Annotated in this window: 11 protein-coding genes; 9 read left to right on the forward strand and 2 right to left on the reverse strand. The window is 55.6% G+C overall.

The features are described 5' to 3' along the window. The first annotated feature begins 22 nt into the window (after positions 1–22). A complete protein-coding gene (guaB, locus tag FE795_RS07255) occupies positions 23–1483 on the forward strand; it encodes an IMP dehydrogenase (protein WP_131071577.1) in 1461 nt (486 codons plus the stop codon). A 229-nt stretch (positions 1484–1712) separates the two neighbouring features. On the opposite strand, the gene FE795_RS07260 is transcribed toward guaB, so the two are convergent. After that, on the reverse strand, positions 1713–2603 hold the full coding sequence (locus tag FE795_RS07260; protein ID WP_003801336.1) for an alpha/beta fold hydrolase: 891 nt from the start codon (positions 2601–2603) through the stop codon (positions 1713–1715). Between the two features lie 161 nt (positions 2604–2764). On the opposite strand from FE795_RS07260, the gene guaA reads away from it, so the two are divergent. Next, complete coding sequence (gene guaA, locus FE795_RS07265; protein WP_003801334.1) at positions 2765–4351, forward strand: glutamine-hydrolyzing GMP synthase; 1587 nt, start codon at positions 2765–2767, stop codon at positions 4349–4351. Positions 4352–4772: 421 nt separating this feature from the next. Here the strand turns inward: guaA and FE795_RS07270 are convergent, their stop codons facing one another. After that, entirely contained in the window at positions 4773–5684 is a 912-nt protein-coding gene (locus FE795_RS07270; protein ID WP_003801333.1) for a LysR family transcriptional regulator, read from the reverse strand. A gap of 111 nt (positions 5685–5795) precedes the next feature. On the opposite strand from FE795_RS07270, the gene metE reads away from it, so the two are divergent. The 7 genes from metE (at position 5796) to folE2 (ending at position 15842) form a co-directional block, all read left to right on the forward strand. Beyond that, complete coding sequence (gene metE, locus FE795_RS07275; RefSeq protein WP_131071633.1) at positions 5796–8087, forward strand: 5-methyltetrahydropteroyltriglutamate--homocysteine S-methyltransferase; 2292 nt, start codon at positions 5796–5798, stop codon at positions 8085–8087. A 252-nt stretch (positions 8088–8339) separates the two neighbouring features. Continuing rightward, the gene (locus FE795_RS07280; RefSeq protein ID WP_131071634.1) at positions 8340–9317 is read left to right on the forward strand and encodes a DUF1852 domain-containing protein; all 978 of its coding nucleotides are present in this window, start codon (positions 8340–8342) and stop codon (positions 9315–9317) included. Between the two features lie 29 nt (positions 9318–9346). Continuing rightward, positions 9347–10375, forward strand: a complete 1029-nt coding sequence (locus FE795_RS07285; protein WP_003801327.1) for a methionine synthase — start codon at positions 9347–9349, stop codon at positions 10373–10375. A 574-nt stretch (positions 10376–10949) separates the two neighbouring features. Further along, positions 10950–11597: a TetR/AcrR family transcriptional regulator gene (locus FE795_RS07290; protein ID WP_059317735.1), complete on the forward strand. Its 648-nt coding sequence runs from the start codon at positions 10950–10952 to the stop codon at positions 11595–11597. 19 nt (positions 11598–11616) lie between these two features. After that, positions 11617–13329, forward strand: a complete 1713-nt coding sequence (locus tag FE795_RS07295; protein WP_131071635.1) for an acyl-CoA dehydrogenase family protein — start codon at positions 11617–11619, stop codon at positions 13327–13329. 284 nt (positions 13330–13613) lie between these two features. Beyond that, positions 13614–14837 (forward strand): zinc metallochaperone GTPase ZigA, encoded by a 1224-nt coding sequence (zigA, locus tag FE795_RS07300; protein WP_100214821.1) that lies wholly within the window; start codon positions 13614–13616, stop codon positions 14835–14837. A 63-nt stretch (positions 14838–14900) separates the two neighbouring features. Then, positions 14901–15842, forward strand: a complete 942-nt coding sequence (folE2, locus tag FE795_RS07305) for a GTP cyclohydrolase FolE2 (RefSeq protein ID WP_131071636.1) — start codon at positions 14901–14903, stop codon at positions 15840–15842. Positions 15843–15951 lie beyond the last annotated feature (109 nt).

Below are 15951 nucleotides of genomic sequence, written 5' to 3' on the forward strand. Positions count from 1 at the left end.
TTTTGGACGGAGTTATAAAAGCATGCGTCTCATCAAGAAAGCACTGACCTTCGACGATGTGTTGTTGGTTCCCGCTTACTCCGAGGTTCTGCCTCGCGATACATCCTTGCTCACCCGCTTTACGCGGGACATCACCCTGAATATCCCGCTGGTTTCGGCTGCCATGGACACGGTCACCGAAGCGCGTCTGGCTATTGCCATGGCACAGGAAGGCGGTATCGGGATCATCCACAAGAACCTGACGGCAGATGCTCAAGCACGTGAAGTTGCACGTGTGAAGCGTCACGAGTTCGGTATCGTGATTGATCCGGTTACGGTTACGCCCACCATGAAGGTGCGCGATGCCATCAACCTGCAGCGTCAACACGGTATTTCCGGTCTGCCTGTGGTGGAAGCCGGCAAGCTGGTGGGTATTGTTACCAACCGCGATCTGCGCTTTGAAGACCGCCTGGATCTTCCTTTGCGGGATGTCATGACGCCTCAAGAGCGTCTGATCACCATGCACGAAGGTGCCACGCTGGACGAAGCCCAGGCCCTGATGCACCGCCATCGCCTGGAGCGGGTGCTGATCGTGAACGATCAGTTCCAGCTGCGTGGTCTGGCAACGGTTAAGGATATTGTCAAAAACACCGAGCACCCCCTGGCCAGCAAAGACAGCCACGGTCAGCTGCGCGTTGGCGCTGCAGTTGGTGTAGGTGACGGTACTGAAGAACGTGTCGAGAAACTGGCCGCAGCCGGTGTGGACGTGGTGGTGGTGGACACTGCCCACGGTCACTCCCGTGGTGTTATCGAGCGCGTTCGCTGGGTCAAGAAGAATTTCCCGCGCATTCAGGTCATTGGCGGCAATATTGCCACGGCGGAAGCGGCCCGTGCGCTGGTCGAAGCGGGTGCAGATTGCGTCAAGGTCGGGATCGGCCCAGGCTCTATTTGCACGACGCGTATCGTGGCGGGTGTGGGTGTGCCGCAAATTACCGCGATTGCGGATGTCGCCAAGGCCTTGGAAGGTACGGGCGTGCCGCTGATTGCTGACGGTGGTATCCGCTTCTCGGGCGATGTGTCCAAGGCCCTGGCTGCGGGTGCGTCTGCCTGCATGATGGGTGGCATGTTTGCCGGTACCGAGGAGTCTCCTGGTGAAGTAGTGCTGTTCCAGGGCCGTTCGTACAAGTCCTACCGTGGTATGGGTAGCTTGGGCGCCATGGTTGATGGTTCAGCGGACCGCTATTTCCAGGACCCTTCCAATAACGCAGACAAGCTGGTCCCAGAAGGTATTGAAGGCCGTGTGCCCTACAAGGGCAGTGTCATCGCCATTATTTACCAATTGGTGGGCGGCATTCGTGCTTCCATGGGCTACTGCGGTTGCAAATCCATCGAGGAATTGCATGCCAAGGCCGAGTTCGTGGAAATTACGGCTGCGGGTGTACGTGAGTCTCATGTGCACGATGTGCAGATCACCAAAGAGGCGCCAAACTACCGCGCCGACTGATCGTAGTCAGTCTCTTGCATGCCAAAAAACGCCAACCTGTGGGTTGGCGTTTTTTTTTGCCATGCCGCTTTCCTGTCTGACCGTAGTGGGCGGCCGCCTGTATGGATCAGGATGGGAACGTGGCGGGCGAGGTTTTTCGCTGCATGGAGGCCTTCCTCTGCGGATGGCACGGGCAAATGCGTCTTTGCGAACTTTATCGACCTGATGTCCCGGCGTTCCCGCAGGCTGACTAGTCGGCGATTTCCACGAGCAAGCGACTTAGCAAATCGGGATGGGTGATAGCCGCACTATGCCCGGTTTCCAACTCCCTAAATTCCCAGTCCTTTTGCTGGCGGGCCCACTCGCGCGAGGTGTCTACTGCTCGAAACACCGGCTGCGTGCAGGAAATATAAGTGCAGGGGCGGGAGTTACCGATGACCGGGTTTTGCAATACTAAAGCTGATCTGTAAACGCTCAGGGGTTGTGGAGTCAGGCGATTGCCGACAAAGCGCAGATCCTCTGTGGCATGCAGTCCCAATGCATGCAGGGGAGGAGGGGGGACAGCGGGAATCGTGCTTTGGCCGGCCGAGGCGATCATGCTCTCCACCATTTTTTCAGGCAGGGTATCAAACGTGCTGGTGCCGCTAGGCAGAATAAAGGCATCCAGATAAATCAGATGACGTATGCAACGTGGCATGACGTCGGCCACGCCGCTGATCACCAGGCCTGCAAAGCTGTGGCCAACCAGCACGACATTGGACAGATCTTCCCAGCGTATCAAATTGGCGACATCATCCACAAAGGTATTCAGGGTGATGTCCGGACCCAGTAAATGACTGCGCTCGCCCAGGCCCGTCAAGGTGGGGGTGTAGACTTTGTGTCCTTTGGCCTGGAGCCGCTCAGCCAGCCGGGACCAGCACCAGCCACCGTGCCAGGCGCCGTGAACCAGTACAAATGTCAGGCTGCCCGATACCTCGTCGGTATCTTGCTGGCATTCGTAGGCAAAGCCACGCGAACGTTCGTCAGCAGCACCAGAGGCGGGAATATAGCTGCCCCCGCTTTGCTGTGGACCGGCCTGTGCAGGTCGGGATTCATGGTGTTCATTGAGCTCGTTTGAATGAGGGGTACGACTCGAAGACATGCTGAAACTCCCAAAATGGCTGCATGTACTGTAGCTGCCTTGCCGCATGAATGCCAGTGATGCAGGACAATTTCGGCCTGGAGTATTTCTACGGCTCCCTAAGCGGCGCTACACAGCGTAAAATAGACCCTTTACCGCTTTATTATTGGCTCGATACTTTCATGCACCAGCGAATTCTGATTCTTGATTACGGCTCCCAGGTCACCCAACTTATTGCGCGCCGCGTGCGCGAAGCTGGTGCTTACTGTGAAATTCATCCCGGTGATGTCAGCGATGAATTTATCCGCTCCCAAGAAGGCCTGAAAGGGATTATTTTGTCGGGCAGCCATGCGTCAGTCTACGCCGACGACGCTTTACAAGTTCCCGCTGCGGTTTTTGAAGCAGGCGTTCCCGTTCTGGGCATTTGCTACGGCATGCAAGCCATGGCCCGCCAATTGGGCGGCGTTACCGAAGGCTCCGACAAGCGCGAATTTGGCTATGCTGAAGTGCGCGCCCACGGCCACACCAAGTTGCTCGATGGTATCCAGGACTTCGCTACGGCAGAAGGCCACGGCATGCTCAAAGTCTGGATGAGCCACGGCGATAAAGTCACCGCCTTGCCTCCCGGCTTCAAGCTGATGGCTTCCACGCCTACCTGCCCCATCGCCGGTATGGCTGATGAAGATCGTGGCTTCTATGCGGTTCAGTTCCACCCTGAGGTTACCCATACTGTGCAAGGCGCTGCCTTGTTCCAACGTTTTGTGCGCGATATCTGTGGCTGCGTGGGCGACTGGAACATGCCGGACTACGTGGAAGAGGCCATTGCCAATATTCGCGAACAAGTCGGCGACGAGGAAGTGATTCTGGCCCTGTCCGGCGGGGTGGACTCCTCGGTTGCTGCCGCTTTGATCCACCAGGCGATTGGCGACAAGCTGACCTGCGTATTCGTGGACCACGGCCTGCTGCGTCTGAACGAAGCCGAGCAAGTCATGCGCACCTTCGCCGACAATATGGGTTTGAAAATCATCCATATCGACGCGTCCGATCGCTTCCTGGGCAAACTGGCCGGTGTTACTGATCCAGAAGCCAAGCGCAAGATCATTGGCCGCGAATTCGTAGAGATCTTCCAGGAAGAAGCTGCCAAGCTCAGCAATGCTCGCTGGCTGGCACAGGGTACGATTTACCCAGACGTTATCGAATCGGCTGCGGCCAAGTCGGGCAAGGCTACGGGCATCAAGTCTCACCATAACGTAGGTGGCCTGCCAGAAACGCTGAACCTGAAGCTGCTGGAGCCTTTGCGCGAACTGTTCAAAGACGAAGTGCGCAAACTGGGCGTGGCCTTGGGCCTGCCACCTGCCATGGTCTATCGTCACCCCTTCCCAGGCCCAGGCTTGGGTGTGCGCATCCTGGGTGAAATCAAGCGTGAATACGCAGACCTGCTGCGCCAAGCTGATGCAATCTTCATCGAAGAACTGCGTAATACGGTTGACGAAGAAACTGGCAAAAATTGGTATGACCTGACTTCTCAGGCATTTACCGTCTTTCTGCCCGTAAAGAGCGTCGGCGTGATGGGCGATGCACGCACTTACGAGTACGTGGTTGCCATGCGCGCTGTACAGACGACCGACTTCATGACGGCGGACTGGGCTGAACTGCCTTACTCGCTGCTCAAGCGTACTTCGGGTCGCATCATCAACGAAGTGCGCGGCATTAACCGTGTGACGTATGACGTCAGCAGCAAGCCGCCAGCGACGATTGAGTGGGAATGATCCCGCGTCTGGCAGTACCGTGCTCCTGATGGCATAAAACCTGATAAGCCCGCATTACTGCGGGCTTATTTACATTCATCCGCTTTTGCAAATGGAACCCGACTCTTTCCGTTGCATATTAAGCCTATGTACGTTGATGGCTCTCGCCGACGAGTTCAGGCTTGCCACCACGTCCTTGTTAGTGATGTAGTTGTTTTCCGGCCTTGCTTGGGCCAATCCCGGCGCGCATCGTCGGTGTCCCACGGTGGGGCAGCCTCAGTAGGCATGGCCTGTGGATTGGGCGCAAAGGGTGCAGAGAAACGCGCTTGATGGCATTTTCAGTCTATGGGGCGCGATGGTATACGCGTATCTTCCTTACTTCGTCAGCATCATGGCTTCATGATTCAGACAAGGGGATATTAAAGCGTCTGTAAGTGGCGCTTTACTTCTTGTTCTGCTCTTGTCCTCCGGGCCCAAACCCCCGCGCCAGCTCCATAAAGGCCTGCAGGTAGTCAATTACGGCCTCCGTCTCCCGCATCCCCAGGTAAATTTGTTTGGCGATGCCTTGTTTGCCCAACCTGACCGGTACCACGTCCAGCTTTTCGGCATACTCCTCCACCAGCCATCGCGGTAGCGCCGCCACTCCACGGCCGCTGGCTACCATCTGCATCATGATGTCGGTTGTTTCAATCGTTTTGTGCCGTCTGGGGGCGATGCCGGCGGGCAGCAGAAACTGGTTGTAGATGTCCAGCCGGTCTATGTCCACCGGGTAGGAAATCAGCACTTCCCGGTCTATGTCCTGAGGTTTGGCATAGTCTGCGGTAGCCAGGCGATGTTCGGTATTAACCACCAGCACCTGCTCGTAATCGAACACGGGCTCGAACTTCAAACCTGGCTTGTAGAGCGGGTCCGGTGTGACCAACAGATCAATCTCATAGCCAAACAAGGCACCGATTCCGCCGAACTGGAATTTCTGCTTCACATCGACGTCCACGTCTGGCCAGGCGTTCAGATAGGGGGAGACGATCTTCAGCAGCCACTGATAGCAGGGGTGGCATTCCATACCGATACGTAGCGATCCGCGCTCTCCCTGAGCAAACTGACCCAGGCGTTCTTCGGCCAGGTCCAACTGAGGCAGCACGCGATTGGCAACCGCCAGCAGGTACTGGCCTGCCTGCGTCAACTGCAGGCTGCGGCCCTCGCGGCGCCAGATTTCAGTGCCTAATTGTTGTTCCAGTTTTCTCATGGTGTGGCTGAGGGCCGACTGGGTGACGTGCAGCACATTGGCAGCGGCGGTCAGGGAGCCTTGCTTGTCGACTTGCTGTACGACGGACAGGTGGATGCGCTCTAACATGTTACGTGAAGGATTTTCATGGATTGGTGAGATAAGACCATTTTACTTCATTGAACCGGCTTCCTACAATGCAAGTCATTCTTTGTTCCATCCGTCCTTTGAGAGCAGCACATGACGACGATTCATAATCTTGGCTTTCCGCGCATTGGCGCCAAACGTGAACTGAAGTTCGCTTTGGAATCCTATTGGAAGGGTGAGTCTTCGCGTGAGGATCTTCAGGCCCTGGGCGCGCAGTTGCGTCAGCGTCACTGGGAGAATCAGGCGGGGCTGGATCTGGTGCCTGTAGGGGATTTTTCTTTTTACGATCAGGTGCTCGATACCAGCTTTCTGCTGGGCAATCTGCCCGAACGTGTGCAAGGTTTTCAGGGTGATGAGCTGGATAATTATTTTCGTGTCGCGCGAGGCCGGTCCGCTCAAGGGGCGGAGGAGCATAGCGCCTGCTGCGGCGGAGTGGCAGCTGGTGAGATGACCAAGTGGTTTGATACGAACTACCACTACATCGTTCCCGAATTCAAGGCCGACACCCAATTTACGCTGCACGCTTCGCGTTTACTGGAGCAGTTGGCACAAGCCCAGGAGCAGGGCGTTCACGCCAAGCCGGTGATTATTGGGCCCCTTACTTATTTAGCATTGGGTAAAGCCAAGGATGAGTCCAACAAGCTGGCATTACTGGATCGGCTCTTGCCGGTGTATGTGCAGTTGTTGGAAGCCCTGGCTGAGGCGGGTGCGGACTGGGTTCAGATTGACGAGCCTATTCTGGTCACCGAGCTGGATGACGAGTGGCAGCAAGCCTTCAAAAAGGCGTATGAGCAATTCAAACCTGTTGGCGTCAAGCTGCTGGTCGCAACGTATTTTGGACAACTGCTGGAAAACACTGCCTTGGCAGCCGGTCTGCCGGTGGCGGGTTTGCATGTGGATGCGATCAACGATCGGGATGGTGTGGATGCGTTGCTCACACTCCTTGCTAAGGACAAGGTACTGTCTTTGGGCGTGATCAATGGCCGCAATATCTGGAAAACGGATTTGACGGCCACGCTGGACTGGGTGGAGCCTATCGCACGCCAACGAGGAGATCGTGTGTGGTTGGCCCCTTCCTGCTCATTGCTGCATGTGCCAGTGGATCTGGAAAGCGAGCAGAACCTGGATGCGGATGTGAAATCCTGGTTGGCCTTCGCTCTGCAAAAGTTGGACGAGTTGCGCATTCTGGGCCAAGCCCTGGCTCATGGGCGTGAGGCTGTCAAGGCAGAGTTGGCCGAGAATCTGGCGGCTCTGACAGCGCGTCGTCAGTCTCCCCGTGTCCATAATCCAGCGGTGAAGGCGGCTGTTGCTGGGCTTAGCGCCGAGCAGGGCAAGCGCAAGAGCGAGTATGCGCAACGGGCCGTCAAACAGGCGCAGTTTCTGAATCTGCCGGCGTTTCCCACGACGACGATCGGCTCCTTCCCCCAAACGACAGACATTCGCCGTGCCCGTAGTGAGTTCAAAACCGGCCGTCTGGATGAAAACAGCTATCAGGCCGCCATGCGTGCCGAGATTGAGCGCAGCGTGCGTGAGCAGGAGAAGCTGGGTCTGGACGTTTTGGTGCATGGCGAGGCCGAGCGCAACGACATGGTTGAGTATTTTGGGGAACAGTTGGAGGGCTACGCATTCAGCCAGTTCGGCTGGGTGCAGTCCTACGGGTCGCGCTGCGTGAAGCCTCCCATCTTGTTTGGGGATATCAGCCGTCCCCATGCCATGACGGTGGAGTGGATTACGTACGCTCAGTCGCTCACTCAAAAGCCGATGAAGGGCATGTTGACAGGGCCGGTGACGATTTTGAACTGGTCTTTTGTGCGGGACGATCAGCCCCGTGCGGAGTCTTGCCGGCAGTTGGCGTTGGCCATACGCGAAGAAGTGCTGGACCTGGAGAAGGCCGGCGTGCGTGTAATCCAGATTGATGAGGCTGCCTTGCGTGAGGGTTTGCCCTTGCGTCAATCGCAATGGCAGCGCTATCTGGACTGGGCCGTCGAGTGCTTCCGTATCGCTGCCAATGGGGTGAGTGATGCGACGCAGATCCACACTCACATGTGTTATTCCGAGTTCAACGACATTATTTCCTCGATCGCGCACATGGATGCCGACGTAATCACGATTGAAACCAGCCGCTCGGACATGGAATTGCTCGATGCCTTTGAGCACTTCCAGTACCCCAATCAGATCGGACCCGGTGTGTACGACATTCATTCGCCCAACATCCCCAGCGAGCAGCACATCGTGAATTTGATGAAGAAAGCCGCTGAGCGTGTGCCCGCAGACCGTCTGTGGGTGAACCCGGATTGTGGGCTTAAAACCCGTCAGTGGGCAGAGGTGATTCCGGCCTTGAGCAATATGGTGGCCGCCGCGAAAACCTTGCGGGCAAGTGTCTGATCGGTTCAAGGATCGAGTTTGGCAAACAGTCCCGGCCAGATGCTGGGACTTTCTATATAAGCCAGAGCGCAGACTACTTGCCTGGCAGCGACGCCAGGCAGAGAACTTCTCCCGGTTTGGCGCGCCAGGGCTTTGCGTTGAGCCTTTGCCTGTCAATCCGTGCAGCAACAAAATAAAAAGCCTGCTCTGCTCAATTCCATTTTGTTGGCAAGCAGATCAGCTTCCATATCAGAAATTAGGGTCCAAAAGAAAATGAACCAAGAATTTGCGTTTAGCATCCGTAGTATTCGTTTCGATGAAAACTATCGTCCGGCAGACAGCACACGTCTGACGACTAACTTTGCCAATTTGGCGCGAGGTGAGAGTCGCCAGCAGAATCTGCGCAATACGCTGGCCATGATTAACAATCGCTTCAATAATTTGGCTCATTGGGATAATCCGGCGGGCGATCGTTATGCTCTTGAGTTGGATATTGTCTCTGTAGATATTGATATTGAGGGAAATGGTTCCACCTTCCCAACAATTGAAATTCTGAAAACGACCATCGTTGACCATAAAGAGAACAAACGTATTGATGGTATCGTTGGCAATAATTTTTCCTCTTATGTGCGCGATTATGATTTCAGCGTGGTTCTGATGGAGCACAACAAGAACAAAAATGGCTTTAGTGCCCCGGAGGGGTTTGGGGATCTGCATGGCAAGTTGTTCCAGTCTTTTGTCAATTCAAGGCTGTACCAGGAAAACTTCAACAAATCGCCCGTGATTTGTTTGAGCGTGTCCAGCAGCAAGGTGTACCACCGCACCGGCAATCAGCATCCTGTATTGGGATTTGAGTATCAACAAAACGAGTTTTCGCCTACGGATGCGTATTTTGCAAAAATGGGTTTGAAGGTTCGTTACTTTATGCCTCCCAATAGCCTTGCTCCGTTTGCTTTTTATTTTCGGGGCGATTTGCTGAATGATTATACGAGTCTGGAATTGATCAGTACGATCAGCACGATGGAAACATTCCAGAAAATCTATCGCCCCGAGATTTATAATGCCAACTCGGCGGCGGGAATGCGTTACCAACCTAGTTTGAAAAATCCCGATCACTCGGTAACGCAAATTGTGTACGACCGCGAGGAGCGCAGCCGATTGGCGGTTGAGCAAGGCCGGTTTACAGAAGAGAGCTTTATCAAGCCCTATAAAGCCATTCTTGATCAATGGGCGGCGAATTACGCGCGTTGATTCATCAAAAACAACAAGGTTATTTATTTATGAAAAAGTTGCTACCCACCTCCACCGCAGGCAGTCTGCCTAAACCTTCCTGGCTGGCCGAGCCTGAAAAGCTGTGGTCGCCTTGGCGACTGGAGGGCGAGGATTTGATCGAAGGCAAGAAAGACGCCCTGCGATTGTCTTTGCAAGAGCAGTTGCACGCTGGCATTGATTTGATTAGCGATGGCGAGCAGACGCGACAGCATTTTGTGACCACGTTCATTGAGCACCTGGACGGGGTCGATTTTGAGAAACGCGAGACCGTGCGTATTCGCGACCGGTACGATGCCAGCGTTCCTACGGTGGTGGGGGCAGTGACCCGTCCCAAGTCCGTGTTTGTGGAGGATGCGAAATTCTTGCGTCAGCAAACCTCGCAGCCGATCAAATGGGCCCTGCCAGGTCCTATGACCATGATCGATACGTTATACGACAACCATTACAAAAGCCGTGAAAAGCTGGCCTGGGAATTTGCCAAAATCCTGAACCAGGAAGCCAAAGAGCTGGAAGCCGCAGGCGTGGATATCATCCAGTTTGACGAGCCCGCTTTCAACGTGTTCTTTGACGAAGTCAACGATTGGGGTATTGCTACTCTGGAACGTGCCATCGAAGGTCTGAAATGCGAAACCGCCGTGCATATTTGCTATGGCTATGGCATCAAGGCCAACACGGACTGGAAGAAAACCCTGGGCTCGGAATGGCGTCAGTACGAAGAGTCATTCCCAAAGCTGCAGCAATCCAAGATCGATATCATTTCCCTGGAATGCCAGAACTCCCGTGTGCCTATGGATTTGATTGAACTGATCCGTGGCAAGAAAGTGATGGTTGGCGCCATTGACGTGGCCACCAACGTGATTGAAACCGCTGACGAAGTGGCCAACACGCTGCGCAAAGCACTGAAGTTTGTGGACGCTGACAAGCTGTATCCCTCCACCAACTGCGGTATGGCACCTTTGCCACGCGCAGTGGCACGCGGCAAGCTGCACGCCCTGAGCGCCGGCGCTGAGATCGTTCGTAAGGAACTGTCGGCCTGATGGCTTTGATGCCTGAACGCTAGCCTGTTCAGGCTGCCCTCAGCAAACGATCAAGATGGTGTTGCCATCGCTGTTGCTGGGGGCATTTTTTTGTTTGGGTGTGCAGGAGTGCTGCAGATCTTTGCCGGGCGGAGCCTGGGCCTTGTTTCGTAAAAGCCCCAGGTTTTAAAGCCTGGGGGCATGAAAAAGGAGAGGTGTGGAAATGGGCTGAACCCTGAATAAGCTCAATCCCCAAACACCAAACACCAAACACCAAACACCAAACACCAAACACCAAACACCAAACACCAAACACCAAACACCAAACACCACGAGCCAAACGGCCCACCTGCGTCCACACTCATCCTCGAACTTCCATAGCGCAAGCCCCAAGAGTCAACTTCAAGACTTCGCTCTTGGGTCCCAGCTCCCCGATCTCAGGTTCCCCATCCCAGACCTCAAGTCATCAATGCGCCTACCTAGCCTATCATGCTTGTAGGCGAGTTTTTTGCGACCACTGGATAAAGAAATTCTTGTTCACCACAAAGAAATGAATTAGGATTCACTCATATTATGAATCAGGATTCACTTCTTTATGGCGTACCGACAAACTCCCGCTGTTCAAGCCCGCTTGCATGACAATCGGAGCCGTATCCTGGAAGCGGCCCGCAGTCTGGTCAGTGAGGGTGGCTGGCAGGAAGCCCAGGTGGCCAGTGTGGCGGCCGCGGCGGGCATGGCGACCGGGACGGTCTACCGTTACTTCCCCTCCAAGGCAGAGCTGTTTGCAGAGGTCCTGTCGCAGGTGTCCCAGCGTGAGGTGGACGTACTCACGGATATCGCCCAGGCGGACGGCTCTTGCATGCTGCGCCTGCAAGCCGCAGTCGCCACGTTTGTGAAACGTGCCATGCGCAATCCTCGCCTGGCCTATGCCTTGATTGCCGAGCCTTGCGACAAGGAAATTGACGCGGCTCGTCTGGTGTATCGCGCCGCAATCAGTCAGGTTGTTCACGCCCTGGTCTCCCAAGGTCAGGACGCGGGGGAAATGCGTCAGGATGTGCAGCCCGATATTGCGGCGACCGTCATTGTGGGCGGTTTCATGGAAGGTCTGATTGGCCCGCTTTCTCCCTTAAGCCGTCAACAGCACGATGGCACGGACAGTTACCAGCGCCAAGTGGCCGCGCTGGCTGACCAGATTGCCCAGATGGCGTGTGCCAGCGTGGCAGTCCTTTCTGCCACACCCTAGAAAAAACTCGGAGACAAACATGAATCAGCCGCTTTCCCCCAGTGTTTTGACTGCGTCCGAGGATCGTTACAGCACGCATCAGGTTTTGAATCAGGCTTTGCCTGCCAGCGGGTTCAATGCTTTTACGGGTGATCGGGTGCTGGTTGACGCCATCAGTCGTGAAGCTCCCTGGGCCGCGTCGCGTTGTCAGGCGTTGGGGGCGGTAGCTGGGGATGAAAATGTGCAGGAACTGGCTCACTTGGCGAACCGCCATATCCCCGAGCTTAAAACGCATGATCGATTTGGCAACCGGATTGATTGGCTGGAATTTCACCCCAGCTGGCATGAGTTGATGGGCCTGGCCTGGCAGCACGAGGTGCCCAATTTAAGCTGGCGTACCCAAGAGAAAAACGGCCATTTCGCCCGCGCTGTCTTGTCTTATTTGTGGAATCAGGTGGAGCACGGTACGGGCTGCCCGACCGGCATGGCTTATGCGGCTTATGCTGGTTTCGAGGCCGAGCCTGCCTTGGCGATCTGGGCGGATAAGCTCAAAGGGACGCGCTATGAATATAGTCGTCGCGAAGTGGGGGACAAGCCCTCGGTGGTGATTGGTTATGCGATGACGGAAAAGCAGGGCGGCTCGGACCTGCGTGAGACACAGACGACCGCGCGCTTTTCCCACAGTGCGGATTATCACGGTGCTACGGCGCAGTGGTATGAGCTGACAGGGCATAAATGGTTTTGTTCGGTGCCGCAGTCCGATGGCTTTTTTACGCTGGCTAAAGTCAATGGCGCTGTTACGTGCTTCTTCTTGCCCCGTACCTTGCCGGACGGCAGCTACAACCGCTTTTTTGTGCAGCGCTTGAAGGACAAGGCGGGGAATCGATCCAACGCGTCCAGTGAAGTGGAATACGCCGGCACGCTGGCGATTCGGGTGGGGGAGGAAGGGCGTGGTATTCGGGAAATCCTGTCGCACTCGCATCTGACGCGTCTGGACTTTGCGATTGGCTCGGCGGGTTTGATGCGGCAGGCGCTGACCTTGGCTCTGCGTCACACGACATCACGCAAGGCTTTTGGAACCTCTATTGCCGACCGCCCCATGATGCGCAATGTGCTGGCGGATATGGCGGTCGAGGTGGAAGCGGCAACTTTGATGGCTTTGCGAGTGGCCAAGGCGACGGATCTGATGCAAAGCAGCGAACATGAACGACTGCTGGCTCGGGTAGCGACTCCTGCGGCCAAATACTTTAATTGCTCACGCGCGCCCTCCATCGCGAATGAAGCCTTGCAGTGTCATGGTGGGAACGGGTTTATCGAAGAGAACCCCATGGCCCGCGTGTATCGAGAGGCACCCTTGAACAGCGTGTGGGAAGGCACGGCCAATATGATGTGTATGGATGTGCGGCGCGCCATGATCAGGGATCCGCGCACGGTGGAGGCGGTTTTTGATGAACTCAAACCCTTGGCCGGGCAAGACAAGCGCTTCGATGCGTTGGTGCAGCACACTGAGCGTCTGGTGAGAGCGGCGATCGAGGACGAGTTTCTGGCCCGCCCCATGACTGAAGCCGTCGCCCGCGTCTCGCAGGCAGCCGAGCTGCTGCGCTATAGCTCTCAAGAGGTGGCGGATGTGTTTTTAAGTACGCGCAGCGGCGGGGATGTGGGGTCTTGGGGAGCGCATTACGGCACCTTGGAAATGGCAACGTCCTCCTCAATCGCGCAGAAAATTGTGCGCAGGGCGATGGTCACAGATTGATCTTTGCTGTTTGCAAAGTCTGGAGTGAGCGGGGGCTATCTGGATCAAGTCTTGGATAGCCCTTGTTGCTTGAACCGGGTGGCTTTGCAGGCGAGGCGGCCACCTGACACCTGATTCCCGCTTCCCGTGACGTGGGGCTGGGAGAATCAGGTTGTCCGTTCTAGTCTTCCAGCCCTCCTTGCAAGAGGGTTTTTTCTTGGCTAAATATTGTTATGTTATAACATATCAAAATTTGCAAAATCCTGTGCAAGGAACCGCCCATTGATGCTCAAGGATGAAGAGAAATGACGATGAACCCCGATAACACGCCGGTCGATCCCGCGGCCCGCATTCCCGTAACGGTTTTGTCCGGCTTTCTGGGTGCGGGCAAGACGACTTTGCTGAACCACATCCTGAACAATCGTGAAGGCCGCCGCGTGGCCGTCATCGTGAACGATATGAGCGAGGTCAATATAGATGCGGCTCTGGTTCGTGACGGTGGTGCCGAGCTATCGCGCACGGATGAAAAGCTGGTGGAAATGAGCAATGGCTGTATTTGCTGCACCTTGCGCGAGGACTTGTTGCTGGAGGTTGATCGTTTGGCCAAGGAGGGGCGTTTTGATCAGTTGCTCATTGAATCCACTGGCATTTCAGAGCCGCTGCCCGTGGCTGAGACCTTCACCTTTGAAGGCGAGGATGGCCGTTGCCTGGGCGAAGTCGCTCGCCTCGATACCATGGTCACGGTGGTGGACGCCTTTAATTTCCTGCGCGATTACAGCTCGCAAGACAGCATTCAGTCCCGGGGTGAATCCCTGGGTGAAGAAGACGCGCGTACCGTTGTGGACCTGTTGATTGAGCAGATCGAATTCTGTGACGTGTTGGTTCTGAACAAGATTGACTTGATCAGCGAGCCAGAACGCGAGCGCCTGATGGCCATTCTGAGCAGCCTGAATCCTCGCGCACGTATTGAAATGGCCGAGTTCGGCAAGGTGCCCCTGGACCGCGTGCTCAACACCGGTCTGTTTGACTTTGAAGAAGCCTCCAGAGCCCCAGGCTGGCTGCAGGAATTGCGTGGCACTCACACTCCGGAGACACAGGAATACGGCATAGGCAGCTTTGTTTATCGCGCACGCCGTCCGTTCCATCCGCAGCGTTTTCTGGATCTGGTCGAAAGCGAATGGCCCGGCGTGGTGCGTTCCAAAGGCTTTTTCTGGTTGGCAAACTTCCCGACTTTGGCGGGTTCCTGGTCACAGGCGGGCGCGGTGGCTCGCTATCACGTGGCGGGTTACTGGTGGGCTGCCATGCCGCCCGAACGCTGGCCGCAAGACCCCGAAGCGGTAGCCCTGATCAAGGAAAAATGGGATGAGCGAGTCGGGGACGCGCGGCAGGAGCTGGTGCTGATTGGCATGGAGATGGACGAGGCTGCATTGCGCGCTCGTTTCGATGCCTGCCTGTTAAGCGATGAAGAAATGGCCAGCGGTCCCAGCACCTGGACAACATGGACAAATCCGTTTTCAGACTGGCCTTGATGGAATTGAGGTCTTGCCAAGTCTCTGTCGGCTTGGACAAGGCCTTTTGATTGGATGTTGAGTATGACTGTTGTACTTCCCGACCCGGCTCTGAACGATTCCAGCTATGGCCTGACTCCGCTGTCTTGGGTAGGTATGGAGGGAATCGATTTACCCATTACCGTGGTTGAACCGGGCTATGCGCGCCAACTTCATGCGCGTGTGGATGCCCAGGTTGATTTGCCGCTGACGCATGTGAAAGGGATACACATGTCCAGGCTGTATCGCTTGCTGAATGACCTGCCGCCCGAACAGGCCTTGTCGCCGTTGGAGCTGCGACGTCTTTTGCAAAGCATGGTGGATAGTCAGGAGGACTGCGGCACGCGCAGTGCGCGCTTGGGTTTCAGATTTGATTTGTTGGTTCGACGGCCTGCCTTGGTGACGCAGGATCTGGCAGGTTGGAAGTCCTATCCCGTCGTGCTGGAAGCCAGACTTTTGGACGGTATCTTTGTGTGCAAGGTGCAGGTTCAGATTGACTATTCGTCGACCTGTCCGTGTTCGGCGGCGCTGGCTCGGCAATTGATTGAACAGGGTTTTATGCAGGCCTTTGGAAAACAGCCTGTGCTAGGTGCGGTGGAGGTTGCTGCCTGGTTGCATGAGCACGCCAGTCTGGCCACTCCGCATAGCCAGCGCAGTCAGGCTCTGGTTCAGGTCCACGTATTGGAAAATAGGGAAGACTGCGGGTTTTTAGCGCTGATTGATCGTGTCGAAGAGGCGCTGGCAACACCCTTGCAAACCGCCGTCAAGCGGGCTGACGAGCAAGCTTTTACGGCCTTGAATGGCCAGAACCTGATGTTTGTGGAGGACGCAGCGCGTCGTATAGAAGCGGCCTTGGCGGGCTATCAGAACCCCGGTATTCGGGTCCGTCATTTAGAGAGTTTGCATCCCCATGATGCGGTGGCGTTCAAAGTTCCATTGTCGGAAGCAACGCCTTTTTCAGGACTGAACGGGGGCGTGGAGCCATGAGTGTTTTAGCCCTTGCTAATCCTTGTCAGACACTGCTGCAAGGTCAAATTTGCTTGCTGCTGGAGCAGGTCAGCAAGATCACGTTCAGTCTGACTGACCTGATGCTCCA

This window comes from Alcaligenes ammonioxydans (genome assembly GCF_019343455.1).
GTDB classification, from domain to species: domain Bacteria; phylum Pseudomonadota; class Gammaproteobacteria; order Burkholderiales; family Burkholderiaceae_B; genus Alcaligenes; species Alcaligenes ammonioxydans.